General features: G+C 57.9%; 26 protein-coding genes. 21 read left to right on the forward strand and 5 right to left on the reverse strand.

Translation table 11 applies throughout. From position 1 onward, the window contains the following. Positions 1 to 36 precede the first annotated feature (36 nt). The 9 genes from FKG95_RS06810 to FKG95_RS06850 all read left to right on the forward strand — a co-directional run bounded on the left by FKG95_RS06810 (position 37) and on the right by FKG95_RS06850 (position 8,833). Positions 37 to 348, forward strand: a complete 312-nt coding sequence (locus FKG95_RS06810) for a 2Fe-2S iron-sulfur cluster-binding protein (protein WP_142895571.1) — start codon at positions 37 to 39, stop codon at positions 346 to 348. Positions 349 to 482: 134 nt separating this feature from the next. Next, positions 483 to 1,640, forward strand: a complete 1,158-nt coding sequence (locus FKG95_RS06815) for a M14 family metallopeptidase (protein WP_218940097.1) — start codon at positions 483 to 485, stop codon at positions 1,638 to 1,640. Between the two features lie 4 nt (positions 1,641 to 1,644). After that, complete coding sequence (locus FKG95_RS06820; protein WP_142895572.1) at positions 1,645 to 2,580, forward strand: DMT family transporter; 936 nt, start codon at positions 1,645 to 1,647, stop codon at positions 2,578 to 2,580. A 146-nt stretch (positions 2,581 to 2,726) separates the two neighbouring features. After that, on the forward strand, positions 2,727 to 4,307 hold the full coding sequence (locus FKG95_RS06825) for an ABC transporter substrate-binding protein (RefSeq protein ID WP_142895573.1): 1,581 nt from the start codon (positions 2,727 to 2,729) through the stop codon (positions 4,305 to 4,307). 73 nt (positions 4,308 to 4,380) lie between these two features. Then, positions 4,381 to 5,394 carry an ABC transporter permease gene (locus tag FKG95_RS06830; protein WP_142895991.1) on the forward strand — a complete coding sequence of 338 codons (1,014 nt, stop codon included), beginning with the start codon at positions 4,381 to 4,383 and terminating at the stop codon, positions 5,392 to 5,394. Beyond that, entirely contained in the window at positions 5,391 to 6,314 is a 924-nt protein-coding gene (gene nikC / locus FKG95_RS06835) for a nickel transporter permease (protein ID WP_142895574.1), read from the forward strand. The genes FKG95_RS06830 and nikC overlap by 4 nt, the downstream gene beginning before the upstream one ends. 1 nt (position 6,315) lies before the next feature. Continuing rightward, positions 6,316 to 7,152 (forward strand): ABC transporter ATP-binding protein, encoded by an 837-nt coding sequence (locus tag FKG95_RS06840; protein ID WP_142895575.1) that lies wholly within the window; start codon positions 6,316 to 6,318, stop codon positions 7,150 to 7,152. Further along, positions 7,152 to 7,937, forward strand: a complete 786-nt coding sequence (locus FKG95_RS06845; RefSeq protein ID WP_246116709.1) for an ABC transporter ATP-binding protein — start codon at positions 7,152 to 7,154, stop codon at positions 7,935 to 7,937. Before FKG95_RS06840 ends, FKG95_RS06845 begins: the two co-directional genes overlap by 1 nt. 272 nt (positions 7,938 to 8,209) lie before the next feature. Then, on the forward strand, positions 8,210 to 8,833 hold the full coding sequence (locus FKG95_RS06850) for a glutathione S-transferase family protein (RefSeq protein ID WP_142895576.1): 624 nt from the start codon (positions 8,210 to 8,212) through the stop codon (positions 8,831 to 8,833). A 17-nt stretch (positions 8,834 to 8,850) separates the two neighbouring features. Here FKG95_RS06850 and FKG95_RS06855 read toward each other — a convergent pair whose 3' ends face one another. Continuing rightward, on the reverse strand, positions 8,851 to 9,468 hold the full coding sequence (locus tag FKG95_RS06855) for a pyridoxamine 5'-phosphate oxidase family protein (RefSeq protein WP_142895577.1): 618 nt from the start codon (positions 9,466 to 9,468) through the stop codon (positions 8,851 to 8,853). 277 nt (positions 9,469 to 9,745) lie between these two features. On the opposite strand from FKG95_RS06855, the gene cysE reads away from it, so the two are divergent. Next, positions 9,746 to 10,549, forward strand: a complete 804-nt coding sequence (gene cysE, locus FKG95_RS06860) for a serine O-acetyltransferase (RefSeq protein ID WP_142895578.1) — start codon at positions 9,746 to 9,748, stop codon at positions 10,547 to 10,549. 165 nt (positions 10,550 to 10,714) lie between these two features. Here cysE and FKG95_RS06865 read toward each other — a convergent pair whose 3' ends face one another. Both FKG95_RS06865 and FKG95_RS06870 read right to left on the reverse strand, forming a co-directional pair. Then, positions 10,715 to 12,406 carry a methyl-accepting chemotaxis protein gene (locus FKG95_RS06865; RefSeq protein WP_142895579.1) on the reverse strand — a complete coding sequence of 564 codons (1,692 nt, stop codon included), beginning with the start codon at positions 12,404 to 12,406 and terminating at the stop codon, positions 10,715 to 10,717. A gap of 801 nt (positions 12,407 to 13,207) precedes the next feature. Beyond that, a complete protein-coding gene (locus tag FKG95_RS06870) occupies positions 13,208 to 14,323 on the reverse strand; it encodes a mandelate racemase/muconate lactonizing enzyme family protein (RefSeq protein WP_142895580.1) in 1,116 nt (371 codons plus the stop codon). Between the two features lie 447 nt (positions 14,324 to 14,770). On the opposite strand from FKG95_RS06870, the gene FKG95_RS06875 reads away from it, so the two are divergent. The 5 genes from FKG95_RS06875 (at position 14,771) to FKG95_RS06895 (ending at position 18,495) form a co-directional block, all read left to right on the forward strand. Beyond that, the gene (locus FKG95_RS06875; RefSeq protein WP_142895581.1) at positions 14,771 to 15,463 is read left to right on the forward strand and encodes an AAA family ATPase; all 693 of its coding nucleotides are present in this window, start codon (positions 14,771 to 14,773) and stop codon (positions 15,461 to 15,463) included. 95 nt (positions 15,464 to 15,558) lie between these two features. Continuing rightward, complete coding sequence (locus FKG95_RS06880) at positions 15,559 to 16,002, forward strand: hypothetical protein (protein WP_142895582.1); 444 nt, start codon at positions 15,559 to 15,561, stop codon at positions 16,000 to 16,002. Positions 16,003 to 16,125: 123 nt separating this feature from the next. Continuing rightward, positions 16,126 to 17,238, forward strand: a complete 1,113-nt coding sequence (locus tag FKG95_RS06885; RefSeq protein ID WP_142895583.1) for a PAS domain-containing protein — start codon at positions 16,126 to 16,128, stop codon at positions 17,236 to 17,238. A 451-nt stretch (positions 17,239 to 17,689) separates the two neighbouring features. After that, positions 17,690 to 18,031, forward strand: a complete 342-nt coding sequence (locus FKG95_RS06890) for an ArsR/SmtB family transcription factor (RefSeq protein ID WP_142895584.1) — start codon at positions 17,690 to 17,692, stop codon at positions 18,029 to 18,031. Beyond that, positions 18,028 to 18,495 (forward strand): SRPBCC family protein, encoded by a 468-nt coding sequence (locus FKG95_RS06895; protein WP_142895585.1) that lies wholly within the window; start codon positions 18,028 to 18,030, stop codon positions 18,493 to 18,495. The genes FKG95_RS06890 and FKG95_RS06895 overlap by 4 nt, the downstream gene beginning before the upstream one ends. 167 nt (positions 18,496 to 18,662) lie before the next feature. On the opposite strand, the gene FKG95_RS06900 is transcribed toward FKG95_RS06895, so the two are convergent. Continuing rightward, positions 18,663 to 19,247, reverse strand: a complete 585-nt coding sequence (locus FKG95_RS06900) for a CGNR zinc finger domain-containing protein (RefSeq protein ID WP_142895586.1) — start codon at positions 19,245 to 19,247, stop codon at positions 18,663 to 18,665. Between the two features lie 107 nt (positions 19,248 to 19,354). Between FKG95_RS06900 and FKG95_RS06905 the strand changes: the two genes are divergently transcribed. From FKG95_RS06905 to FKG95_RS06930, 6 genes are all read left to right on the forward strand, one after another. Beyond that, entirely contained in the window at positions 19,355 to 20,266 is a 912-nt protein-coding gene (locus tag FKG95_RS06905) for an SDR family oxidoreductase (protein WP_142895587.1), read from the forward strand. 2 nt (positions 20,267 to 20,268) lie between these two features. Continuing rightward, positions 20,269 to 21,207, forward strand: coding sequence for a DMT family transporter (locus tag FKG95_RS06910; RefSeq protein ID WP_281281430.1), 939 nt, complete (start codon positions 20,269 to 20,271; stop codon positions 21,205 to 21,207). 186 nt (positions 21,208 to 21,393) lie between these two features. Beyond that, positions 21,394 to 21,726, forward strand: a complete 333-nt coding sequence (locus FKG95_RS06915; RefSeq protein ID WP_142895589.1) for an ArsR/SmtB family transcription factor — start codon at positions 21,394 to 21,396, stop codon at positions 21,724 to 21,726. Continuing rightward, on the forward strand, positions 21,723 to 22,193 hold the full coding sequence (locus FKG95_RS06920; RefSeq protein WP_142895590.1) for an SRPBCC family protein: 471 nt from the start codon (positions 21,723 to 21,725) through the stop codon (positions 22,191 to 22,193). Before FKG95_RS06915 ends, FKG95_RS06920 begins: the two co-directional genes overlap by 4 nt. Then, positions 22,193 to 22,879 carry a DNA alkylation repair protein gene (locus tag FKG95_RS06925; protein WP_142895591.1) on the forward strand — a complete coding sequence of 229 codons (687 nt, stop codon included), beginning with the start codon at positions 22,193 to 22,195 and terminating at the stop codon, positions 22,877 to 22,879. The genes FKG95_RS06920 and FKG95_RS06925 overlap by 1 nt, the downstream gene beginning before the upstream one ends. Before the next feature lie 30 nt (positions 22,880 to 22,909). Then, positions 22,910 to 23,497 carry a putative glycolipid-binding domain-containing protein gene (locus FKG95_RS06930; RefSeq protein WP_142895592.1) on the forward strand — a complete coding sequence of 196 codons (588 nt, stop codon included), beginning with the start codon at positions 22,910 to 22,912 and terminating at the stop codon, positions 23,495 to 23,497. 516 nt (positions 23,498 to 24,013) lie between these two features. On the opposite strand, the gene FKG95_RS06935 is transcribed toward FKG95_RS06930, so the two are convergent. Beyond that, on the reverse strand, positions 24,014 to 24,904 hold the full coding sequence (locus tag FKG95_RS06935; protein ID WP_179953959.1) for a trypsin-like serine peptidase: 891 nt from the start codon (positions 24,902 to 24,904) through the stop codon (positions 24,014 to 24,016). Between the last annotated feature and the right edge of the window lie 165 nt (positions 24,905 to 25,069).

Genomic DNA, 25,069 nt, shown 5'->3' on the forward strand with positions numbered 1-25,069 from the left:
TTTCCAACAGAGTTGAAGAAGAGACCGGGAGTTCCGATGAGCTATATTGTTGTGACCGACCGCGAAGGAACCGACCACCGCCTGGATGCGGTTGAAGGATGGCGTGTGATGGAAATCATTCGTGATCATGGCCTGCCAATCAAGGCCGAATGCGGTGGCGCCTGCAGCTGCGCAACCTGCCACGTTTACGTTGCGCCGGAATGGCAGGAGAGGCTCTATGAGGCGACCGATGAAGAAGTCGATATGCTTGACGAAGCCTTCGAGGTTGAGGAGGAGTCCCGATTGAGCTGTCAGATTCTCTTTTCGCCGGAACTGGCCGGTCTTAAGCTGCAGCTGGCACCGCAATAACGGAAATCGGAACCTTCGTGTAAGCAGGGTGCATGAGCCCGGCGGCGCAATATTCCTGTTGCCGAGCCGGGGGGAATTTCTATGCTGACCGGCTTAACGAATTCTCCCGCGGATCTGTTCTGAACGCTTCAGTGATGGATCTGCCCCTTCCGGTTTTGCGAGGTTCCGTGCAGATCAACAGCAGTTTCGACGGCGGTAACATTGAGGTTGTCGACCTCTCCGATGCCAGAAATCCCAAGGTCCGGATCCGTAAGGACAACGAATCCGATTTTCTGCAGTGGTTTTACTTCCGCCTGACGGACCGGCGCGGTGCGCAGGTCGCCGTCGACATCGTCAACGCCGGCGAAGTCACCTATGCCGGTGGATTTGAGGGTTACCGGGCGGTTGCTTCCTATGATCGCGAGACGTGGTTCCGGGTCGATACCAGCTTTGACGGCAAGGTCATGACCCTCTCGCATACCTTAGAGCAGGATTCGATCTACTTCGCCTATTTCGCGCCCTTTTCCATGGAGCGCCACGCGGATCTCATTGCCTCCGTGGCAGAGGCCCCGAACATCCGGCTTGAAGTCCTTGGCGAGACCCTGGACGGGCAGACAATGGACCTTCTGACCATCGGCACGCCCGGAGAAGACCGCAAGCCCTGCTGGGTGATCGGGCGCCAGCATCCCGGCGAAACCATGGCCGAGTGGTGGATGGAGGGTTTTCTTGCGCGTATGACGGACCCGCATGATCCTGTCGTTCGTGCCCTCCTGGAAAAGACCGTCTTTTACGTCGTTCCCAACATGAACCCCGATGGCAGCCGGCGCGGTCACCTCAGAACCAATGCCAAGGGTGCGAATCTGAACCGGGAGTGGGAAACGCCCTCCATGGAGCGCAGCCCGGAGGTCTTTCTGGTCCGCCGCCGCATGCACGAAACCGGCCTGAAATTCTGCCTGGATGTGCATGGAGACGAGGCGCTGCCATACAACTTCATCGCCGGTTTCAACGGTATTCCCTCCATGACCGAGGCCCAAATCTCGCTCTATCGGGACTTCCGCGAGAAGCTGGCCGAGATATCGCCTGATTTCCAGACCAAGTTCGGTTACCCCGAGACCCCGCCGGGTAAGGCGAGTCTCGCCATGTGCACCAATTACACCGCGGAAACCTTCGGGTCTCTCTCCATGACACTGGAGCAACCCTTCAAGGATACGATCGACACGCCGGACGAGCTCTACGGGTGGTCGCCGGAGCGTTGCGGGCGCCTGGCCTGGTCCTGCATCGACACGATCTACGCAGTCGTCGACCGTCTGTAGTCCGATGACAGAGCGATCTTCGGACTCGCTTTCCGCGCTGCCCGTGGGCTGGCGCGACCATGGACGTATGCTGGTTGCCACGCTTCTGATTGCGACCTCCTTTCCTGTGGTGGCCGCAATTGCCGACGGACTCGATTCCCTGGTTCTGACCTTTCTGAGGTTCCTGGTTGCATCGCTCCTGTTCCTGCCCATCGCCGTTTTTAGGTACGGTCTTTCCATGCCGAGATTCTCTGACCTCGGCCGTTATGCGGCGATCAGCGCCTGCATGGTCGGATTTTTCTGGTGCATGTTCGAAGCGCTGGTCACCACGACCGCACTCAATACCGGCGCGCTTTTTGCCTTTATTCCCGGGATCGCTGCGATTGTTGCAGCCGTCCTTCTGAAAGACCGTCTGGGGCGCAAAAAGCTGATTGCCCTGATCCTCGGGGCCGTCGGTGCTCTTTGGGTCGTGTTTCGTGGGGACCCTGAGCGTCTCCTCGGACTCGAGCTCAATCGCGGCGATCTGATTTTCTTCGCAGGCTGTATCTGTTTCGGCTTCTACACGCCGCTGGTGAAGTTCTTTCACAGGGGTGAAGCCATGCCGGTCATGACCTTCTGGACCCTGGCAACGGGCGCCCTTTGGCTCTCCTTGCTCTCGCTTCCGACACTGATTGCGATGGATTGGTCCGCGATTGAGCTGCGCGTCTATCTCGGCACGCTTTATCTGGCGGTTTTCACGACGCTGATCACCTTTTTTCTGACCCAGTTTTCAACGATGCGGCTTGGGCCGACCCGGGTCATGGCCTACAGCTATATGAACCCGGCCCTGGTTCTTGCGCTCACCTGGATTCTTGGTCAGCCGCCGCCGGGCCTGATGGTTCTTCCGGGTGTGTTCATCGTGCTTGCCGCGACCTTCGTGCTTCAGGGGTGGCTCAATCTGCCGGTCCGCAAGGCCGGTTGACGGCAACGCGAAGCCATGGACAGGCTTGGTCCGATCAGGCATGCTCGCCCAAATAACCGCGCATTCGTGTGGAATATCATTCTCGAATGAACGGCTTAGATCTCAATAAGCCGGGAGAAGATTCAGAACAACAGGAGGTCAGAAATATGCGACGACTGATGGGAGCGGCGTTGATCGCCGCACTGGCGTGCACGACTCCAGCCATGGCCGAAACGCCGAGAGATACACTCGTGATGGCCCATACCATCGACGATATCATCACGCTCGACCCCGCCGAGATTTTCGAGTTTTCCGGAGCCGAATATGCCGGCAATACCTACGACCGTCTGATTGGGTACGAGGTTGAAGATGTCTCCAAGATCTTCGGCGTTGTGGCCGAAAGCTGGGAGATTTCCGAGGACGGCAAGACCTACACCTTCAAGATCCGCGACGGCATCACGTTTGTTTCCGGCAATCCGCTGACCGCGGAGGACGCGGCGTTCTCTCTCCAGCGTGCGATCATTTTGGATAAGTCGCCGGCCTTCATTCTGACCCAGTTCGGGTTTACGCCGGAGAACGTGAAAGACAAGATCCGCGCGGACGGCAACACCCTGACCATCGAAACCGATCAGGCCTACGCGCCGACGTTCTTGCTCTATTGCCTGACCGCGACGATCAGCTCGGTGGTCGACAAAAAAGAGGTCATGGCGAACGAGCAGGACGGCGATATGGGCCACAAGTGGCTGCGCACCAATTACGCCGGCTCCAGCGCCTTTAAACTGCGGCAGTGGAAGGCCAACGAGGTTTTGGTGCTCGATCGCAACGATGACTATTGGGGCGAGAAACCCGCCATGAAGCGGGTTGTGATCCGTCATATTTCAGAGCCGGCCACTCAGCGCCTGCTGCTGGAAAAAGGCGACATCGACATTGCACGCAAACTGGGTGCGGATCAGTTGGCAGGCCTTGAGGGCAACGATGACGTTCGTATCCGCCAGGGCGAGAAGGGTGCCGTTTACTATCTCGGCCTGAGTCAGAAAAACAAACATCTGCAGAAGCCCGAGGTTCGTCAGGCGTTGAAGTATCTGGTTGACTACAAAGGCATCGAGCAGACGATCATGAAGGGCAAGGCAACGGTCCACCAGGCCTTCCTGCCGAAGGGTTTCCTCGGGGCACTGACCGAAACGCCTTTCAGCCTGGACGTTGAAAAGGCGAAGAGCCTTTTGGCGGAGGCCGGTCTTGCGGACGGCTTCACGGTGACCATGGATACGCGCAACACGGCGGAAATCACTGAAATGGCGCAGTCCATTCAGTCGACCTTTGCTCAGGCCGGGATCACACTGGAAATCATTCCCGGCGACGGCAAACAGACGCTGACCAAGTACCGTGCCCGCAATCACGATATCTACATTGGCCGGTGGGGACCGGATTATCAGGACCCTCACACCAATGCGGATACCTTTGCGCGGAACCCTGACAATGGCGACGATGCCAAGTCCAAGCCGCTTGCATGGCGGAATGCATGGGACATTCCCGAGATGACCAAACAGGCCGACGCTGCGGTTCTGGAAGGGGATGCCGCGAAGCGTGCCGAGATGTATCTGGCCCTGCAGCGTGAGCATCAGCAAACGTCGCCCTTCGTGATCATGATGCAGGAAATCGAGGTCGCGGCGGAGCGTGCCGACACCAAGGGCTTCATCATCGGTCCGGCGTTTGACGACAACCGTTACTACAAGGTGACCAAGGACTGATCAGCCTGGAAGTCACGTGACTAGTCGTTCCGATAATGCGGCGGGCGGAGAAGCGCTCCTTGCGCGCCTTCGCCTGCCGCGTCCGGTCAAGGTGGTCCTGGGAGTGGTGACAACGCTCGCGATCACCTTTCTGGGCCTTCTCGTCGTCACCTTCTTCATTGGCCGGGTCGTTCCAATCGATCCGGTGCTGGCCGCGGTCGGCGACCATGCGTCGGCGAGTGCCTATGAAAAGGCCAAGATCGAGCTTGGGCTTCATTTGCCGCTCTGGCAGCAGTTTCTGCTTTATGTGAAAAACGTCGCCGTCGGTGACTTTGGCGAGTCGGTCCTGACCGCGAATCCCGTGATCGAGGATATCAAGCGCGTCTTCCCGGCAACCCTCGAACTGGCGACCATGGGGACGATCTTCGGCGTGGTCCTGGGCGTGCCGATGGGCGTTGTGGCGGCGGTGAATAAAGGGCGCTGGCAGGATCAGCTGGTGCGCGTGCTTGGGTTGCTGGGCTACTCCGTGCCGGTTTTCTGGCTGGGGCTGGTCGGTTTACTTTTGTTTTATGCAAAGCTCGACTGGGTCGCGGGCCCGGGCCGCCTCGACATCGCCTACGAATATCTGGTCGATCCGGTGACCGGTATGCTGTTGGTCGACAGTCTGATCGCCGGCGAGATCGACGTTTTCTACAATGCTCTCAGCCACATCGCCTTGCCTGCCATCATCCTGGGCTATTTCAGCCTCGCTTACATCAGCCGCATGACCCGTTCCTTCATGCTGGAACAGCTCGGCCAGGAATACATCATCACGGCCCGGGTCAAGGGCCTCAGCGAAAGCCGTATCATCTGGCGGCATGCGCTCGGTAACGTGATGGTGCCTCTGGTGACGGTGATCGCGCTTTCCTATGCCAGCCTGCTCGAAGGATCGGTTCTGACCGAAATCGTTTTCGCCTGGCCGGGCCTGGGGCAGTACATCACCAATTCTCTTCTGCAGGCCGACATGAACGCGGTTCTGGGCGGCACGGTCGTCGTGGGCACCGTCTTTATCAGTCTTAACCTCCTGTCCGATATTCTCTACCGGCTGCTGGACCCGCGCGCCAAATGAGTGATCTTGCTTCCTCCTCCGGCTCCGGCCTCAAGGCCTGGCTGACCAGCGAAAATCCCGGATCCCACCTGCAGGCAAGTTGCAGCCGCGCCTACTACGCCTGGCTTGATTTCGCGGCAAACCGCCTGGCGCTGTTGGGCCTGATCATTGTCGGCCTGCTGGTTGCCGTGGCGGCCTTTGCGCCGTTCCTGGCGACGGCCTCGCCCATTGCACCGGACCTGACCCAGCGCCTCCTGCCGCCCAGCGCGGAATACTGGTTCGGGACCGACGAGCTAGGCCGGGATATCTACAGCCGCATCGTCTACGGCACACGGCTCACGCTTTATGTCGTTGTGCTGGTTGCGGTGATTGCGGCGCCGGTCGGGCTGCTGGTCGGGACCTCGGCCGGGTATTTCGGCGGCTGGGTCGACAAAATTCTCATGCGGATTACCGATATCTTTCTGGCCTTTCCGCGCCTGATCCTGGCCCTGGCCTTCGTGGCGGCCCTCGGGCCGGGGATTGAGAATGCGATCTTCGCCATCGCCATCACCTCCTGGCCGCCCTATGCGCGTATCGCGCGGGCCGAGACACTCACCATTCGGCGTGCTGACTATATCGCCGCGATCCGTTTGCAGGGGGCTTCCTCCTGGCGGGTGATCTGGGGGCATGTTGTGCCTCTCTGCACCTCATCCATTATCGTGCGGGTCACGTTGGATATGGCGGGAATCATTCTGACCGCGGCGGGTCTGGGTTTCCTTGGTCTCGGGGCACAGCCACCGCTGCCGGAATGGGGCGCGATGATTTCCTCTGGCCGGAAGTTCCTGCTGGACCAGTGGTGGCTGGCCTCGATCCCCGGGATCGCGATTTTTATCGTCAGTCTCGGCTTCAATCTGCTGGGCGACGGTCTGCGCGATGTCCTCGACCCAAAGAGCGGAGACTGAGATGAGCGAGCCGCTGCTTTCGGTCCGGGACCTCAGTGTTTCCTTCGACACCCGCAAGGGTGTGGTCGAGGCCGTGCGTGGGGTCAGTTTCGACCTGGGCCGGGAAAAGCTCGGGATCGTCGGGGAGTCCGGATCCGGGAAGTCCCAGACCGGCCGCGCTTTGCTTCGCCTGACGCCGCCGCCCGGACGGGTCACGGCCAAGGCCATGAGCTTTGACGGCACTGACCTGTTGAACGCGCCCGACCGGCAGCTGCGCGAGCTGCGGGGCGGACGGATCTCCATGGTCATGCAGGATCCGAAGTACTCCCTCAATCCGGTCATGACCGTCGGGCGGCAGATCCGCGAGGCGTATCGCGCACATGCCAGGGTCTCCAAATCTCTCGCCAAGACCAAGTCGCTGGAGATGCTGGAGGCGGTCCGGATCCGCGACCCGGAGCGCGTATACCGGGCCTATCCCCATGAGGTCTCGGGTGGAATGGGGCAGCGGATCATGATCGCCATGATGTTGATCACCGATCCCGATCTGCTGATCGCGGACGAGCCGACTTCGGCGCTCGATGTCACGGTGCAGCTTCAGGTGTTGGCGATCCTGGACGATCTGGTCAGCCAGCGCGGCATGGGGTTGATCTTCATCAGTCATGACCTGAACCTGGTCGCTTCCTTCTGTGATCGTATTCTGGTGATGTACGGTGGACAGGTGATGGAGGAGCTTGCGGCATCGGAGCTTCACAACGCACAGCATCCCTACACACGCGGCCTCTTGAATTGTCTGCCGCAGATCGACTCCCGTCATGAAGACCTGCCGGTGCTCACCCGTGATCCGGACTGGCTCTTGTGATGATGATCGATATTCAGGATCTCAGTGTTGTCTTCGGCAGTAGCGCGGATCGTGTCCATGCGGTGAAAAACGTCAGCTGCCAAATTGCGGTGGGTGAATCCTTCGGCCTTGTGGGGGAGTCCGGATCGGGGAAGTCCACGGTGCTGCGCGCTCTTTGCGGTCTGGCCACCGGATGGGAGGGCGGAATAACGATCGATGGCGAGGCCTTGGAGCCCAGCGCGCGGCGTTCGAACGCCTTTTACAAAACCGTGCAGATGGTTTTCCAGGACCCCTATGGTTCGTTGCATCCGCGCCACACGGTCAATCGTATCTTGTCGGAACCGATTGCGATCCAGGGCCTCGACAAGCCCGGCTCCAGGGTCGATGAAGCCTTGGAGCAGGTCGGTCTGGGCCAGGGCTTTCGCTTCCGCTTTCCCCATCAGCTCTCCGGCGGACAGCGTCAGCGCGTCGCGATTGCCCGCGCGCTGATCCTGAAGCCGAAAATTTTGTTGCTGGACGAGCCGACCTCGGCGCTCGATGTATCGGTGCAGGCGGAGGTGCTGAACCTGCTGATGCGATTGCGCGAAGAGCTCTCGCTGACCTTTGTGCTGGTCAGTCATGACCTTGCCGTGGTTTCGCACATCTGTGACCGTATTGCGGTGATGCGCAACGGCGAGGTGGTCGAGGAGATTACGGCTGACGATCTTGCGCGGGGTCAACCCGCCGAGCGATATACCCGCCAGCTTCTCGTCGCGAGCAAGGGCTACGATAGAGCGGCCATCGATCAGTTTGAAGACTTCGGCTGAACCGCGAAACCCTCCCTCGCTGACTTGATCGCATCCTTAGATCGGATCAGGTTTAGATGGAACCGCATTGTGGTTCCATCAAAACATGAGCCGGTCGAGGAGAGGGGCGCCGAATTGCGCTGCCTCTTCAATCCCTGTACTTCGGTATATGTGGTCCGGCCAAAACCGGTGTAACGCTTGGGCTGCTACAGAATACTGGCGTGGGCGCGCTGGCCGGGTTGCATCCCCACTCACATTGACAGAGAGTCATGTGCTGAAACGAGGTTCGCATTATGACACGCATCCGGCTCCACGGGGCATCCTACAGCGTCTACACACGTATCGCCCGTCTGATTCTGGCAGAGTGTGCGCTTTCCTATGATTTCATCGAACTGGATATTTTTGACAAGGAAAACCTGCCGGCGGGCTATCTCGAGCTGCATCCTTTCAGCAAGATACCGGTATTGGAACAGGGCGATGTGCGACTGTTCGAAACCGATGCCATTGCACAGTATCTGGTCGCGCTAGCCAAGCAAGAGAGGTTTCTCCCGGCCGATCCTCTCACCCGTGCACGCTGTCTTCAACTCATGCGCATCCTGGATAACTACGCTTATCCAAAGCTTGTGTGGGGGATCTGGGTTGAAGATCAGGAACGAGGGCCCCTGTCGGCTGAGGCGATAGCAGAAGCCCGGAACGTTTTGCGTGTGCTGGAGAGCTTTGATGCGGGGGCTTACCTTTCAGGTCACGATCTGACCCTCGCGGATATCTGGGCTTTGCCCATGATTACCTACCTGCAAATGACGCCTCGCGGATCCGTCATGCTGTCAGAATGTTCGAAACTCTCCCGGTGGTTCGGCACAATGGGTCAACGGGCCTCGGTTCAGGCAACGCGTTTCCCGGCGGAGCACGATACTTAGCTTTTTGGTGTATCGGGCTAGTACATCCGGATCCGCTGAGACTCTTCGATCAACTGATCGGCTTCATTCTGGCTCACGCCGTCCACCTGATCGGACAGAATTTTACCCAGCGACGGGAAGCTCTTGCGTTTGATCTGGCTGCCCGGCGCCCAGAGTTTGGAGCGGATGAGGGCTTTAGCACATTGCAGGAAGACCTGATCGACGGTGATCAGGAGAGCGCTGCGGGGCGGCTTCCGGTTGACGCTCATCGGTTCCAGCAATTTTGGGTCGGTCGTCAGCAGGGCGGTTCCGTTTAGCCGAAGCGTTTCGTTCATGCCCGGGACGAAGAAAAGCAGCCCGATGTTGGGGTTTTCGACCAGGTTTTTTAGGCTGTCGAGCCGGTTATTGCCGGCGCGGTCAGGGATCAGCAGGTGTTTGTCATCGAGAATCTGCACGAAACCAGGCGCGTCGCCTCGTGGTGAGGCGTCTGCCGCACCGTCTGCCGCCGCGGTGGCGATGACCACGAAGGGCGAGAGTTCAATGAAGCGTCGGCAATGCGCATCAAGCGAGGTCATTTCTTTATCCACCGCCAAATCGCCGGGCGGGCCGTATTGGGATTGCAGTTCCGCGACACTCCTGATGATCTCTTCGCTCATAATTCTCTCTCAACGGCTGATTTTAACGCCTGGCCGATCAACGCTGCCTGACGACTGCAGGACGTGTAACCCTATTCAACAGCGTTTTTTGTTGGATTTGCATGCTGAAGTTCTTACGTTACCACAAGATCACCGTCTGACGCGGACGAGACTGTTTGGTCCCGTCGAAAGTCGTGAGGCATGGGCCTAAAGAACTAATATATTGATTTTGAATAATGTTTCGGATTCTGCTAGGGTCCGGATCAAGGTTGAGCAGCACGCGAGAGAGGAACCATCGATGTCACGTACGGCTGAGAGGTTTGCGACCTGCGATCCCGTCTGGGCGCATATCCGTCAGGAAGCAATCGAGATGGTTGCCAAGGAGCCCGCTCTTGCCGGCTACCTTCATTCCACGCTGCTGAACCATGAGCGTCTGGAACAGGCCCTGAGTTTCCATCTGGCTCAAAAACTTGGCAGCACCGAAATGCCGTCAATGTTGCTGCGGCAGGTCTTCGACGAAGCTTTTGCTGCAGATTCCGACATAGGCGCGGCGATTCGGGCGGATATCATGGCGGTTCTCGACCGGGATCCTGCCTGCACCAGCCACCTGGAGCCTCTGCTGTACTTCAAGGGCTTCCATGCCCTGCAGTGCTACCGCCTCGGCCACTGGCTCTGGAACAACGACCGGCATGCCATGGCACTGTTCCTGCAAAACCGCATCTCTGAGGTCTTCGGCTTGGATATTCACCCGGCCGCCAAGATCGGGCGGGGCATCATGATCGATCACGGGACCGGCGTTGTGATCGGCGAGACCACCGTCATCGAGGATGACGTATCCCTGCTCCAGAACGTGACCCTGGGCGGCACCGGCAAAGACAGCGGCGATCGTCACCCCAAGGTGCGCCGCGGCGCCCTCATCTGTGCCGGTGCCAAGATTCTCGGCAACATCGAAATCGGCGAGTGTGCGAAAGTGGGTGCGGCCTCTGTGGTCCTGATCAACGTCCCGCCGCGCTGCACCGTCGTTGGCGTACCGGGCAAGATCGTGGGTACCTGCTGCGACCAGCCCGCCCGGCAGATGGACCAGAGCCTGCCCGAGGTCTGACGAAATCCCCAATTTCAGTATGGCCGGATAAAGAAGCGGATTGCGGGCTGCGAATTTGGTGGATCGCAAATGGGCGGATTGTACTGGAATTGACTGGGGCCGCCGTTTGTTTCAACGACAGCCCCAATCGAGAAAAACCTGCTCCAGGCAATAGCTGCTTGCGGTTTACGCCGCTCTGAGGTTCTCCAGGAAACGGTCGAGCTCGCTGGCCAGAGTCTTCGACTGTTGGCTCAGTTCCCCAACTGTCGATTTCACCTCATCCGCCGAATGGCTTGACGCTGTCGCAGCTTCGTTGACCGAGCCGATGGTGGTCGAGATGTGACTGCTGCTACTCGCAATGTCCTGGGTATTGCGAGCGATATCGGAGGTCACTGCATTCTGCTCTTCCACGGCGCCTGAGATCGCGGTGATTTGCTCGTTAATGCGCTCGATCGCGCCGACAACGGATCCGATCTCTGTCGCGGTTTCATCGGAGACCACTTGTACGTCCTTGATCTGCTGCGCGATTTCCTCGGTTGCCTTGCCGGTCTGGCTGGCCAGGGACTTGACCTCCGACGCAACAACGGCAAAGCCTTTGCCCATTTCACCGGCTCGTGCGGCCTCGATGGTTGCGTTGAGGGCGAGCAGATTGGTCTGTTCCGCGATGTCGTTGATGAGGCTTACGACATCGCCGATCCGCTGCGCCGTCTCTGCCAGTCCGACGACGGTCTCGCTGGTTTTTTGCGCCTGCTTGGTCGCGCTGCTTGCGGCTTCCGTCACGCCGCTGACCTGGCGGCTGACTTCCTGGATCGAGGCGGCAAGCTGATCTGTTGCGGCGGCCATGGTCTGCACATTTGTGTTGGCTTGCTCGGACGCCGCGGCAACGGTGTTCGCCTGCTCCGCCGTATGATCGGCGCTGGTGCTCATTGCGGCAGCGGTTCCCTGCATTTTATCAACGGCGTGTCCCACCTGATCGACCACGGATTTGACGATGCTCTCAAGATCGTTTGCCATGCCCAGCGTCGCCTCACGCTTTTCTTCATGCGCGCGGCGATCCCGTTCTTCCTGGCGCTGCTGAAGGTTTTTCATCTCTATGGCGTTGTCCTTAAAGACCTGAATGGTCCGGGCCATGACACCGATCTCGTCCTTCCAGTCCTGGCCGTGAACCATGACGTCGCTGTCCCCCTCGGCAAGGCTCTGCATGGATGAAGAGAGAAGGTCGAGTGGTTTTAAGAGGCGTGCCTGCATGAACCAGAGCAATCCAGCGATCGACAGCAGCATGGCTACGGCCAGGATTACGCCTGACAGCGTGAGGATGTTGATGAGATCTGCAGCAGATGCGTCTACGGCATTGGCGCTTTGCTCACGTGCGGTCATCAGTTCCTGGTCCAGAACCGCGAGAGCTTCGAGAGCCGGGCTGTCGCTTATCTTGACTGCCTGATCGATCTCTTGCGCCGTTGCGCCTTGCTCAGCCATGCCCTGGGCGACGGAGACTGCTGAACGATATTGCGCGAAGACATCCGCGATCGTCTGAAGCGCCTGTTCTTCAGCGCTGTTAGCCCCCAGTGCCTTATAAGCTGTGATGGAACTTGCCAGGTCGTCGAGCCGGGCGTTGATCTTTTCGATCCGCGGAGCATCCTTGCGCAAGACATAGTTTTTGAACTGGTGAATGACGCCGCCATAGCCGATAGCGTCCCGCAGGTTTGCGAGAACGGCGGTTTTCGACGCGGGTCCCTCGTCGAATTTGTGCCAGGTTGCATTGAGGTGGTTGCCGTCGCCGATCGCTTTAATGCTGCCGGCAATACTGATCGCTGACACCAAAAGCAGCACCATCACGAGACCGATGCCGAGCTGCTTTATCTTGATATTTTTGAGCACCTTAGGAGACTCCAGGATTGTTACACGGAAAACCAGATCGTTTAGAGCGCGTTGGGCGCTTCATTCTCTGATCGGCCAGGACGGGGCACGCTTTCAATGACAGGGGGGCCGCGTTCGGTTTGAACCCAAGCCCAAATCACTGCTCTCTTCGCCTGCTCCTGCAGGTATCCGGGAGGTCGATCTTCATAGTCCAGCATGAAGCCAGCGCTTGGCCGATTTCAGTGTATTGGAGTGTCGTATTTAGGGTTTAATATTGAGTAAATACACGAAATAGTAGTGATATTATTATAAAATAGAAAAAAGTGGGCAGAAAATACAATATAAATTGAATTTCGTGTCTTTTTCTATTTTCCCATAGTATCCATAGCGGACCGTCGTAACCCAACGCCGCTGGTCCCGCAAAACTACATTTGCGGGTAGCTATCCCCGGAGAATGCGCGAAGGCGGGACAGATTGAATTGACTTGAATCAAGCCAGGCAAAATTTCCTTGGCGGCTTTGCGGGTGATTCTGGTGTTTCGACCGCAATCATCTGAAATATAACGAATTTTATGGTCTCTCCTGACAAAATATTTTTTAGATGTGCTGTCTTTTTGGACCGAAAAAACTCCATCGAACAACCCAAAATAACTTCGCTCTGAATAGCTGTTTCACTCAAATGAAAAAATGAGAAAAAAACAATCTTGGAGAGTCGAGCCGGATGGAGCGCATGAGGAGAGTCAGCGTCACGAACCACTGACTCTCTACATAAGTATTGAAAATCTTCATGTACCTGCCGAAACGCGACAGTAGTCCATTCGCATCACGACCCGGACGCACTCGGCCGTCGGTGTGGTGCCAGCTTCTCCCAATCAAAGGTTACCCCAGTCCCGGGGCAGTCCGGGGCGACCGCCAGACAGTTATCAACGACGAGGGGGCGGGTCGTATATTGATCGATCGGGAAACTATGGACTTCCAGCCAACCGGCATGGTCTTGCCCCGCCAGCAGGCTGACGTGGAGTTCCTGCATGCCGTGGCTGCAGACCGGTATTCCATGCTTCTTCGCCAATTCCGCCACGCGAAGCCAGCCGGTGATTCCGCCACAGTTTGAAGCGTCGGGCTGGATGAAGGAGAGCTTGGACTGGGCGAAGGCAAACTCGAACTCATAAAGCGTGTGCAGGTTTTCGCCCATGGCAAGGGGCATGCCCGTGGCGTCCGCGATCCGGGCATAGCCCTGGTAGTTGTCCGGGACAATAGGCTCTTCAAACCAGAAGATATCATGAGCCTGGAAGGCTTTTGCGGCCGTGATGGCCTGTTCGACGCTCATGGAGTAGTTGGCATCAACCATAAAGGTGACATCCGGGCCGATCAGGGCGCGCACCGCCGCCACACGCTCGAGATCTTCGGCGAGTTCCGCCCGGCCGACCTTGATTTTTACCGCGTTGAAGCCGCGCTCGAGATAGCCTTGGACGGAGGCGAGCAGCTTGTCCTTGCTGAAGCCCAGATCAATCCCGCCGCAATAGGCCTTGGCGGTCGTGGCGGCACCGCCGGCCATGACCGATAGCGGCAGACCTTTCGTTTTGCCACACAAATCCCACAGTGCGATGTCGATGGTTGAAATTGCGAAGGAGGCAATGCCCCCGCGACCGACGTAATGGATGTAGGTCTCCATATGGTCGTGGATTTCCTCAATCGCGCTTGCATCCCGGCCGATGACCTGCGGTCCCAGGTCATGCTCGATCATTGCCAGGATCGCGTGCCCTCCCCGGCCTCCCGTATAACTGTATCCAATGCCCTCGAGGCCATTCGAGAGCGTCACGGTGACCGTTATCAACTCAAAGTGGCTGTGCTCGCCGTGTTTGGCATCCGAGAGAACTTCGGCCAGAGGAACGGCGAATAGCTTTGCTTTGACCGCTGTGATTGCCGTTTCTTTCGCCATTTAATTGTTTTCCTGCTTGATGTGACGCTGTCATCGTCCTGATTCGAAGTCTTCTGCGACTTTCGCGAAGTATATTCTGCTCATTTTCGATTATATGCAAAATTTTGTCTACAATTTGACGAATGTTTTCTCACATAAAAACATCAATTTAAATATATTGACGAAAAATACAATAAATAGAAAATAAAGAGGTCGGGTAACTAAAATTGTATTCAAACCTGGAGCCGGTTATTAGCTCTACGCGTTTGAATAGTAACGCCTTCTTAAGGGCTCAGTTCTAATATCGTAAGGGAACCCGACTGTGACGAACCAAACCAGTAGGTTGTGGGGCATTGCATCGGCGAATTTCGGCGGAATCAGGAGTGTCGGCTCTGCGGCTCGAACGCACGGAACCGGGACATGCCAGCGGATCTACGAGGGTCCGCGCGGAAAAGGAGCGTGATATCAATGCGGGTGTTGGCAATTTCCTCCCAGAAGGGCGGGTCCGGCAAGACGACCTTGTCGGGTCACCTTGCTGTGCAGGCTGAAAGGAGTGGCGCCGGTCCAGTGGCACTGGTCGACACGGATCCTCAGGGCAGCTTGGCCGATTGGTGGAACGAGCGCCAGTCCGAGACGCCGGTTTTCGTGAGCACCTATGTCTCACGGCTGGCGCAAGATGTTGAGCGGATGCGTGACGCGGGGATCAAGCTGCTGGTGATCGACACGCCGCCGGCGATTACGGAGACGATCGCGGATGTGGTCAATGTTTCCGATCTCATCCTCATCCCGACCCGGCCCAGCCCGCACGATCTGCGCGCGGCCGGCGCCACGGTCGAATTGGTCGAAAATCTCGGCAAACCCCTGGTCTTCGCGATCAATGGCGCAACCCCACGGGCGCGTCTGACCACCGAGGCCGCGTTTGCATTGTCGCAGCATGGCACGGTTGCGCCGTCTATCATTCATCACCGGACGGATTTTGCCGCGTCGATGATCGATGGGCGCACGGTCATGGAGATTCCAAAGGCGACCCGTTCGGCGAACGAGATCATCAAACTTTGGGAATATATCGACGGACGCATGGGGTCGGGGCAGCGTAAAACGATTATGCCGTCGAGCTCTGCCGCGCAGGGGCAGAAACAAGCCTTCAACGTCGGTGTGTAACAAAGGTACTGGTTATGACAACGAAAGCGGCTTCGCTTACGTCCTCGCTCCTGACTCCCAAGGGTGCAGCCATTCCGTCTGGAACAGCCCCGCCCGTGGAGGAAGAGGATTCTGAGCTCGAATACTCGAATCCGGAATTTCTGGAGCGTGATCAGAAGACGCTGCGCGAGCAGGTGGCCATCCTCAAATCTTCGTTCTCCACCGAGAAGGTAGCGAAAAAGAAGACGGAAGAGGAGGCGGAGCCCTCGCCGATTGTCTCCAGCATCATTGCGCGCGCGGCCCAGCAGCGGCAGAAGGTTGCGGCGCGGCAGGCCCGGGCGCTGAACACGCACCCCAAGCTGGACGATCATGGGCGCGTCAAGATGTCTCTCAGGCTCGATGAAAAGAGACATTTAATGCTCAAGCTTGCGGCGGCGCATCTCAACCAGAGCGCACAGGAATTTTTGGTCGAAGCTTTTGACAGTCATATAAAGAAGGTTGCCAAGAGCTGCGGTGGTTCCGAGTTCGCGGCAATGGTGGACGATGTTGACCGGGGCTAGGTGCCACGCCGAGGTTCGGGCCGGACAGGCTGCGAAACGAGCGTCGGTAAGGACAGGGTTTAAGGATAAGCAGGTCTTGTACGGGCTAAGCGGCCGGCAAGACGGGCGGGAGTTCTCAACGGCATGAATCCAATGAATGAGGAACTGCTTCAGAGCGACGCCGGCGGCGAATCTCGTCCCGCCGGGTCGCTGACCAGTGGCATGATCAGGCGCCGAAAACCGGTGCGTGTGGCGACTCCCGAGGATATGGGCGGACCGAGGACCGAGGCGCCTGCGCAGGGTGCACAGGAACTCACGGCGCGGGTCGAAGCTGCCTTCTCTGAAGATTCAGCGGGTGCGGCTGGTCAAGAAGCGCAATCCGGATCTTCCCCCCAATCTGCCCCCGAAGCTCCTGCCGCGCCGAACCAGGATGAGGCTCTCCATGCCCGTCAGCAGGAACTGCGGCGCTTAGCGGCTGAACGTGCCGAGGCGCAAAAGCGTCCCTTGCAGGTTCCAGGCGCATCCGAAGCGCCAGGATCGGATGCGGCTTCCAGTGCGCCGCCGCGTTCCCACGAGAATGGTACAGCGGTCACCGGACCCACGGCAGAGACGCCCGCGGGTCAGCCGCCTCAGGCTTTCGAAGCTCCGCAACAGCCCGTGTCACCGGACCAGGCTGCACACGCTGCCCGCAATATCGACGATCTCCATCAGGCACCGGTCAGCGCCCCGGCAGGCACCAAGAGAAAGAGCCTGGTCCAGGGTGGTATGACCCCGCTCGAGCGCCGCAGAGCTGCGCAAGAACATCAAAAGAAACTGGCGGAAGCGCAAGAGCGCGCCGCGCACGCGAAACCCCGTGACGTGGCCTCCTATTGGGACGAATTGCGACGCGGCCGCCAGGTTCCCTCTGTCATCGACATCGATCCGAGCGAAGTTGCCCAGCACTGGCCGAACTCGCTCATGATCAACTGCAACGACATTAGCGACCATGCGACGGTGGAACGGTCTTTCGCAGAGGTCATGCGCGGCGCCCGTGAACAGGCGGCGGCACAGGGTGATGTCCTGATCGAATACACACCGATGGTGACGGAATGGATTATGACGGTCGGGCGGGAAGTGGCCCGAGCCGGCCGGCCGATCCAGGACATCGAGGTCTTCCCGACGTCGGTGGGTAACGTCAGCTATCGCGTAATCGCCTTGCCCCTGAGCGGCGAGCGCTTGGGTGACGTCCACGCGCTGTGTCATATCACGCACGCTTGAGGCCCGCGGCACTTCGCGCCGAAGTCTCATCGAACAGAGTAGCGGAAGGCGGGCCACTTGGCGCGTCTCCCTTTTTGCTCTCTTGAATCTCAGCCCTTCAAATCGCTGACCCTGGGGCGGATCATCTTTCGACGGAACCGCTTATCGGGCTCCAAAAAAGGCGTGACTCTGCTCGAATTCAGAAGGTTGGCTGTGGTTCAGGGCGAGGGACGAACTCCCGAGCAGACACCACTTAACCTGACTTGACCAATGGAGTTGAATTGGGACCGGTTTTGGTGGGGCGGAATCGTACGTGAGCGTCTTCCCGACCTTCGTGGCCGGCGCAGCGAATTCACTCTTTGAGCCCATACCTACGTCATTGACGCAGTGCAACGAATGTCGGAATTGCGTATCACTTAGGATTTTTCCTTAGTGTCTTGATCGAAGCAGTTGCCGCATATTACTAAGGGATATGTCTAAGTATGAATCGAACCTTGACCTCTGCTTTTCCGCGCTCGGTGATCCAACTCGGCGCGTCATCCTTCAGCGCCTTGCGAGGGGCGAGGCATCGGTGAGCGAATTAGCAGAGCCACATGAGATGGCTTTGCCTTCGTTCATGGAGCATCTGAAGAAGCTTGAAGCGGCCAATCTGGTAACGTCGAAAAAGAAAGGGCGGACGCGGATATGCGCGTTGGCACCGAACGCCTTCGCACCCGCAAAGGACTGGCTGACCGAACAGAGCGACATCTGGGAAGGACGGCTCAACCGCTTTGACGATTACATCAAAAACCTCATGCAGGAGCGAAACAAATGAAACTGGATCCGAAGACCGATCTGACCTTCACGCGCACGATCAATGCACCCAGGGAGCTGCTATGGGAGTGCTGGACTACACCCAAGCACATCAAGCACTTCTTTGTCCCAAAGCCACACGGAATTGACGCTTGCGAAATCGACCTGCGGGTCGGTGGCAAGTTCAACACCACGATGAATGTCGAGGGCAATCTCATGGAGAACGAAGGCGTCTATCTCGAAGTCGTCGAAGGCGAACGCCTGGTCTTCACCGACACCTATAGCGAAGGCTGGAAACCCGCAGCTGACCCGTTCATGACGGCGATCATCGAATTTGCAGATGATAGGAATGGTGGAACGATCTACACCGCTACTGCCAGGCATCGCTCGCCTGAAGCCCGCCAGAACCACGAAGACATGGGGTTCTATGATGGATGGGGAACCGTGGCAACGCAACTTGAGGAATATGCCAGCAGCTTGAGATGAAACGAAGGAAGGAGTCAGCAACCAACCGAGGCCACTGATACAGTGCCAGAGCGCCTTTAACGGACACCCGTATTGCAGTCATTTGCCGTGCCAACCTCTCAAATCGGCGAAGCGCACCTTGCCGTCATTGTCTGGGTGGCAGGATCGCGGTCAAAAGCTGCCGCTGATCAGGGTTTGTTTTCGGTCGCCGCCGCTTCGCGTTTTCTGGCGCGGAAAGCAGCCGTCTTGGTACGGTTCTGACAGGCTGACGAGCAAAACCGCCGGGTGGCGTTTTTTGATGTGTCTGCATAAGCCCGGTCGCAGTTATCCGCCATACAGATGCCGAGACGATGCGCATTCTGCGTGCCTATCATCCGGGCAAGTCCCTCGGCACAAATCGCGGTCCACATTGGCAGAACGGCAGCACTCGCCGGATGGTGGTGGAGGTGCCAGACCCCCTCTTCCTTTGCCAGATAGGGGGGCGCTGGGTGCTCCGACAGGATATTGTTCAGCAATTCTGCCGCGTCATCGATGTCACCTCCATCAATACCGACGAATATCGCGCGCAGTCGTTGTGCCAACGCCACGAAACCGTCAGCGTCATCCTCCGACACGGCAGCGACAGAAGGAGGGTCTATCGCAACAACCTCCCGGACGGCTTCTAGCACTTCGATCTCAGTGACCGGCTTTCCGCAGGCATAGCCGGGCGTAAGACTGTTTGCGAAGCCAACGGAAGCCAGAACCCCGGCGTCTATGTAACTGTCTAATTTCATTTGATCAGTAACTTGTGTCTATGTATCCTGTATCTATCAAAATGAATAATGGCAGTTACCATCCCACAACGCAACGCGCTCGAAACGACGGTGGAGGAGAACAAGACATGGAAAAGCCCCTGAGAAACAAAATTGCCTTGGTGGCAGGCGGAACACGCGGCGCAGGCAGAGGAATCGCGACAGAGTTGGGGCGTGCCGGGGCCACGGTCTATGTAACGGGACGTTCGACAACTGAAAGCCGATCCGAGATGGACCGGCCCGAAACCATCGAGGAAACCGCCGCGCTTGTCGATCAGGCTGGTGGCGTTGGCATTGCCGTCAGGGTCGATCATCTCATCCCCTCGGAGGTAAAGGCACTGGTCGACAGTCTCCGGTCAGAGCAGGGCCAACTGGACATTCTGGTGAATGATATCTGGGGGGCGACCCGGATGGAATGGAACAAAACGCTTTGGGAAAGTGATCTCGACTATGGTTTGCGAACCCTGCGGCTGGCCGTCGATACTCACGCTATTACCGGGCATTTTGCCTTGCCGTTGCTGATCGAGCGACCCGGTGCTCTGGTTGTCGAAGTGACTGACGGAACCGACGAGTACAACGCAGCCAACTATCGCGTGTCTTTCTTCTTTGATCTTGCCAAGGCAGCAGTGAACCGCATGGCTTTTTCTCTGGCCCATGAACTGAAACCCTATGGTGGCACGGCGGTGGCATTGACGCCGGGCTGGCTTCGCTCCGAAGCCATGCTGGATGCTTTCGATGTAACGGAGGCGACCTGGCGAGATGCAACTGACAAGGTGCCGCATTTTGCGATTTCCGAAAGCCCGGCGTACGTCGGTCGTGCCGTTGCAGCTTTGGCAGCCGACCCGGAGCGCGCGCGGTGGAACGGCCAGTCGCTTTCGAGCGGTGGTCTGGCGCAGATTTACGGCTTCACCGACACGGATGGCAGCCAGCCGGATGCTTGGCGATATGTTCCGGAAGTGCAGGATGCAGGAAAACCTGCCGACACGACCGGGTATCGGTAGGAGTGGCAAGGATAGCACCCGTCGGGTCGGCGATTTCCAGGCAACCAGCGAAGGGCATCGCACTCATGGCTCTTGCGATGCTTTTGATTCCAATCGTGGACGGGATCGCAAAATATCTCAGTGCCGACTACTCACCGTTCTTCCTTTCCTGGGCACGCTACGCGGTCGCCAGCGCGATCGTTCTTCCGGCTGCCGCGATCTTGCGGGGTCGGCATTTCCTCCCGAGGGAACGCCGAAAGTCGCATGTAGCGCGAACGGTCTGTCTTGTCGCGGCGATGACGCTCTACTTTCTTTCGATAGCGCGCATTCCGCTGGCGACGGCGGTCAGTGCCTACTTTGTTGGACCCATCATTGCGGTCGCCCTTTCCGTTGTCATTTTGAAGGAACGCGTAACGCGCCGGAGATTTGTCAGCCTTGTCCTCGGCTTCGTTGGGGCGTTGATCATCCTGAGACCCGGAACCGTGATCGAGCCGGGCATTCTCCTGGCACTCGGCGCCGGTCTGTTCTTTGCGCTCTATCTCGTTGCCACACGGCATGCGTCAACAGCCAGCGATCTGTCCGAAACGCTGACGTTTCAATGTGTCGTAGGGACAATACTGTTGACACCCCAAGCCCTCCTGTCCTGGTCCACACCAACATGGGAAGATCTGACTTTTTTTGTCGGCCTTGGTGGACTTTCTGCGGCCAGTCACGGCCTCGCGATCGCCGCCTTTCGGTTTGCCGATGTGTTATCCTTGTCGCCACTGGTCTACTTGGAACTGATTGGGGCAGTTTTTATCGGCTACTTTGCGTTCAACGAAGTGCCACAAGGACCCTCAATCGTCGGCGCTGCTTTGATTGTGGTCGCTGGGTATCTTTTGCTCAACAGTCACACGCGAATGTCCAAAAGGCCTGAGAAACCACTGGAGCCGTTGCCGCTGGGCTCGCACACCAAGAGCTGACACTCGGCTGCCTCCGGAGAATGACAGCAAAGTCCGCGCTTCTGCCTCAATACATCAAGCAGCCTAGGTGCGGTTCGAGCCCAAACTGCTCATCCGTCATGGGTTTTGACGTACGTGGGATATCTCGTAATGCCGTTCACTATAATCTGTTTTTACTATATAACACATTCGCTATATAATGAAGTTATGGATACACTCGACTCAGTCTTTCACGCCCTTTCCGACCCGACACGACGGGCCATCCTCGCGCGCCTTGTCCAAGGTGAAGCCACTGTGGATCAAATTCGTAAACCCTTCGAGATGTCACAGCCGTCTGTCTCGCGCCATCTCAAGGTACTTGAGCACGCAGGGCTGATCTCAACACGGATTGATGGCACATCGCGGCCACGTCGCATTGAACCTGCCGCTTTTGCGGCGATCGAGGACTGGTTGGAAGGGTACCGCGCTGTCTGGCAGGCAAACTATGCCCGGCTTGATGGCGTTCTCGAAGACCTCAAGCAGAAGGATGATGCCCAATGACACCACTTCAGATGACCACACCAACCAACACAACGATCGAAATCATCCGGAGCTTCGATGCGCCGAGGCCGCTTGTCTGGCGGGCGCACACCGAACCGGAACTGGTCAAACGTTGGCTTACAGGACCGTCCGGCCACACCATGCCCGTCTGCGAGATCGATCTGCGTGTCGGCGGCACTTACCGCTATGTCTGGGAATGGTCGGAGGGGCGCATGGTTGCAACCGGCACGTATAAGGAAATCGCGCCAGAGCAACGGATCCTTTGCACGGAGGTCTTCGATATCTTTCCCGATAACGAGACGCTCGTGGAACAGGTGTTTTCCGAGAAGGGCGGACGGACCATTGTCGCGATGAACCTGCACTATGACAGCCAAGAGACACGCGACGGTGTGCTGCAAAGCCCGATGGATGAAGGGCTTGAGGCCAGCTATCGCAACCTGGATGCACTTGTCGCCGAGACTGTGTGATGTGTGCTGCGAGGCAACTTGTTGCCGCGCTTGAGGAGGTGGCTGACCCATCTGACATCGCCTACGTCGCTCGCTTCTACAAAGGTGGAGATCCCCATACGCAGGTACTGGGCGTCCGTATGCCTAAGGTCTTCCCGCTCGCCAAGCAATTTGCTTCGCTGACTCTGGGCGAGATTGAGACTTTGCTTGAAGACAGCAGATATGAAGTGCGCATGGCCGCCGTTGCGGTTATGGATTTTCAGGCCCGAGAGAAGTCCCTTGATCTCCCGCAACGCAAAGCCCTGTTCGATCTCTATCTGCGTCGCCACGACCGGATCAACAACTGGGATTTTGTGGACAGGGCCGCGCCGCATGTCATTGGCGAATATCTGGTCGATCGGGATCGCATGATCCTTGACCAACTGGCGCGTTCCGATAATCCGCATGAACGGCGCACTGCACTAGTCAGCACATATGCCTTTATCAAACGTAATGACGTGGACGACACGTTCCGTATTGCCGGGATCCTCGCGGCGGACCCGGATGACTACGTGCAAAAGGCGATAGGATCATGGGTGCGGGAGGCCGGCAAGCGGGATGAAGACGCCCTTGTCCGCGTCCTGAATGATTACAAGGAGAGGTTGCCGCGCACGACATTCACCGCAGCGGCCGAGCTGTTGCCCGACGAGATAAGAAGCGCACTTTGACATGACCAAACAGCTCTCTACGGCGAACGCATGAGCACCGATCGCGAACAGCCGCTTCGTACTGTCTTGTGGCGAAGATTGGACATCGAGGGCATGGATGCCTGTTCATTCGAACGGTCCGCTGGTGGCTATCTCATTTCGGGGACGGCGCTCTTCCAAGATCATAGTGGGCCAGCGCTAATCACGTATCAAGTTTCCTGCAACGCTGACTGGTCCAGCCAATCAGCAAGGGTCAGCGGCTGGACTGGATCGGAGAAGCGGGATTTCACCGTTGAGCGATGCGCAAAGGGGCAGTGGTACAGCGACGGTGAGAAGATCGCCGGTGTGGATGCTCTCCTCGATATCGATCTGGGGTTCACACCCGCTACAAACACCAATGCTCTGAAAAGGCTGAGGCTTGAGATCGGTCAGCAAGCCGAAACGACCGCCGTCTGGCTCGATACGGAGGACTGGCGCTTCAAACCTTTGAAGCAGGTGTATCACCGGCTCTCGGAGACTGAGTACGCCTACAGTTCGCCTTCACATGATTATGCGGCCAATCTGGTGACAGACGCGTTCGAGATCATTCGGTCCTACCCACAACTCTGGACGGAAGTTTCGCATCCAAGGTCGTCGTAGCTGACATCTGGCGAATGAACTCATTGGTGTTTCGGTTCAATGTCTGGACGTCACTCCAGATGCAATGGACAACATCCCCGGGTCGTACGTCGATGGGCTCGCCAATCGACAGGACCATCAACCTGAGATCCTCGGATACTTGTGATTGAGCAACTGGATGAGCGTTGACGCAAAAGAACGCTCACCAAAAGCAGTCATTGGTACGACCGCAGCGAAAGTTCACTTTGTCCGGATAGCAGTCATCTGATGCAACACGGCGAATGGCGGCATTGCAGGTGCCGATCTGCATACGAACGCCCCGGTGGAAGAGAGTTTCACGCGACCGGCTCACTGGAACACTTGCGCCAGAGGACTTCGGTGTGATTGAACGCCGGTTTCGGATGTCCTCCGAGATGCCTCTTCAGAACAAGCCTCGATGCTGCCAACCTTCGGTCCTGCACCTTGCGCAATCGACCTCATTTGCCGCACCTCCATAACTTAGGAGATTTCACTCAAACCGTTCAGGCGATTGCTTTGTCAGTAAACGGTCTCGAGGATCTTGCCCAACAGCGTCAACGAAGCCTTTCCCGTGACAGGCAACCCTTCTGAGACCTCAAAGGACTGAATCGCGGTCTCGCGGACCTGGGCCGCGCGTGCATCTTCATTGCTCTTTGAGTGACCGAGCGTTTCCAGCAGGTTTGAGATCGTGCTCGTGGGCACTGGTGATGCCGTGGCACCGCTTTCCGGTGCGCGGCTCTCTCCGCGTGTCAACCTGGTTCGGAAACGCGCACTTGCGAGAGGGCCGGTGCGTGGCGGTTGCCGCGTGATCGAGGAGATGACGTGATTGGCGACCAGATTGAATTTACCGTCCATGTAGACCAGAAAAGGCAGGTCGGCGCGGCCGGGTTTGAGCTGGCACCGATGACCGATCCTGCTCTCGGCTGCGAAGAATCCCTTTGGACCACAGTCCAGACCCAGGGTAATGGCATGCGGCGCGTTGCGGCGGTAGCCGGCCTGCAGGAGCGCGCCCCGGCCTTTCTTAATCCGCTGGATCAGCTTCCTGTTGAGGTTTTTCAAACCAAGCCATCCGGTCTGGTGACCCAACGGCTTCTCAAGTTTCAGCAGCGCCCAGTTGTTCAGGATGCTGGCCAGGCTGACACCCCCGTGTGCCCGATAGCCGGGGGCAAGTTCGTAACCGCTGACCCGCGCGTGAACCACATTGGTATCGCGCTGATAGCCGGCGACAAAATGCAGTTCGTTCGGCTGCCACCAACGGCCTTCGGTACGGTAAAAGAGGCAGTGAGCATCCGCCAGAACGTAATAGGCGTCGACCAGAACGCCGGTGCAAAAGCCGCGCCCGCCGGTGTTGAGTCGCCCGATTGCGCTCCAGGGGTATTCGCGTGCATTGACGATGACCGAGTCGGGCATGGGTTTGGAGAACGGGGTTTTGCCTGATTGCGGTTTACCGGCAGGGCGCGCGGGATTTGTGTCTTTTGCGTCTGAGTTCAGGGCTGTGAGCTGCGTATCCCCGGAGCTTGGCCGGGACGAAACTGAACCCGGTAGATCCGCTTGCGCCGCGGCAGATGCGCCAGC

Source organism: Denitrobaculum tricleocarpae, from assembly GCF_007004665.1.
Taxonomy (GTDB): Bacteria; Pseudomonadota; Alphaproteobacteria; order Kiloniellales; family Kiloniellaceae; genus Denitrobaculum; species Denitrobaculum tricleocarpae.

Excerpts from the sequence above, each read along its gene's own strand:
- FKG95_RS06925 (WP_142895591.1), top strand. The coding sequence starts at position 22,193 with ATGTGTGCTGCGAGGCAACTTGTTGCCGCGCTTGAGGAGGTGGCTGAC.
- FKG95_RS06930 (WP_142895592.1), top strand. The coding sequence starts at position 22,910 with ATGAGCACCGATCGCGAACAGCCGCTTCGTACTGTCTTGTGGCGAAGA.
- FKG95_RS06915 (WP_142895589.1), top strand. The coding sequence starts at position 21,394 with ATGGATACACTCGACTCAGTCTTTCACGCCCTTTCCGACCCGACACGA.
- FKG95_RS06825 (WP_142895573.1), top strand. The coding sequence starts at position 2,727 with ATGCGACGACTGATGGGAGCGGCGTTGATCGCCGCACTGGCGTGCACG.
- FKG95_RS06935 (WP_179953959.1), bottom strand. The coding sequence starts at position 24,904 with ATGCCCGACTCGGTCATCGTCAATGCACGCGAATACCCCTGGAGCGCA.
- FKG95_RS06810 (WP_142895571.1), top strand. The coding sequence starts at position 37 with ATGAGCTATATTGTTGTGACCGACCGCGAAGGAACCGACCACCGCCTG.
- nikC (WP_142895574.1), top strand. The coding sequence starts at position 5,391 with ATGAGTGATCTTGCTTCCTCCTCCGGCTCCGGCCTCAAGGCCTGGCTG.
- cysE (WP_142895578.1), top strand. The coding sequence starts at position 9,746 with ATGTCACGTACGGCTGAGAGGTTTGCGACCTGCGATCCCGTCTGGGCG.
- FKG95_RS06875 (WP_142895581.1), top strand. The coding sequence starts at position 14,771 with ATGCGGGTGTTGGCAATTTCCTCCCAGAAGGGCGGGTCCGGCAAGACG.
- FKG95_RS06885 (WP_142895583.1), top strand. The coding sequence starts at position 16,126 with ATGAATCCAATGAATGAGGAACTGCTTCAGAGCGACGCCGGCGGCGAA.
- FKG95_RS06905 (WP_142895587.1), top strand. The coding sequence starts at position 19,355 with ATGGAAAAGCCCCTGAGAAACAAAATTGCCTTGGTGGCAGGCGGAACA.
- FKG95_RS06820 (WP_142895572.1), top strand. The coding sequence starts at position 1,645 with ATGACAGAGCGATCTTCGGACTCGCTTTCCGCGCTGCCCGTGGGCTGG.
- FKG95_RS06850 (WP_142895576.1), top strand. The coding sequence starts at position 8,210 with ATGACACGCATCCGGCTCCACGGGGCATCCTACAGCGTCTACACACGT.
- FKG95_RS06920 (WP_142895590.1), top strand. The coding sequence starts at position 21,723 with ATGACACCACTTCAGATGACCACACCAACCAACACAACGATCGAAATC.
- FKG95_RS06895 (WP_142895585.1), top strand. The coding sequence starts at position 18,028 with ATGAAACTGGATCCGAAGACCGATCTGACCTTCACGCGCACGATCAAT.
- FKG95_RS06890 (WP_142895584.1), top strand. The coding sequence starts at position 17,690 with ATGTCTAAGTATGAATCGAACCTTGACCTCTGCTTTTCCGCGCTCGGT.
- FKG95_RS06870 (WP_142895580.1), bottom strand. The coding sequence starts at position 14,323 with ATGGCGAAAGAAACGGCAATCACAGCGGTCAAAGCAAAGCTATTCGCC.
- FKG95_RS06845 (WP_246116709.1), top strand. The coding sequence starts at position 7,152 with ATGATGATCGATATTCAGGATCTCAGTGTTGTCTTCGGCAGTAGCGCG.
- FKG95_RS06815 (WP_218940097.1), top strand. The coding sequence starts at position 483 with ATGGATCTGCCCCTTCCGGTTTTGCGAGGTTCCGTGCAGATCAACAGC.
- FKG95_RS06900 (WP_142895586.1), bottom strand. The coding sequence starts at position 19,247 with ATGAAATTAGACAGTTACATAGACGCCGGGGTTCTGGCTTCCGTTGGC.
- FKG95_RS06855 (WP_142895577.1), bottom strand. The coding sequence starts at position 9,468 with ATGAGCGAAGAGATCATCAGGAGTGTCGCGGAACTGCAATCCCAATAC.
- FKG95_RS06840 (WP_142895575.1), top strand. The coding sequence starts at position 6,316 with ATGAGCGAGCCGCTGCTTTCGGTCCGGGACCTCAGTGTTTCCTTCGAC.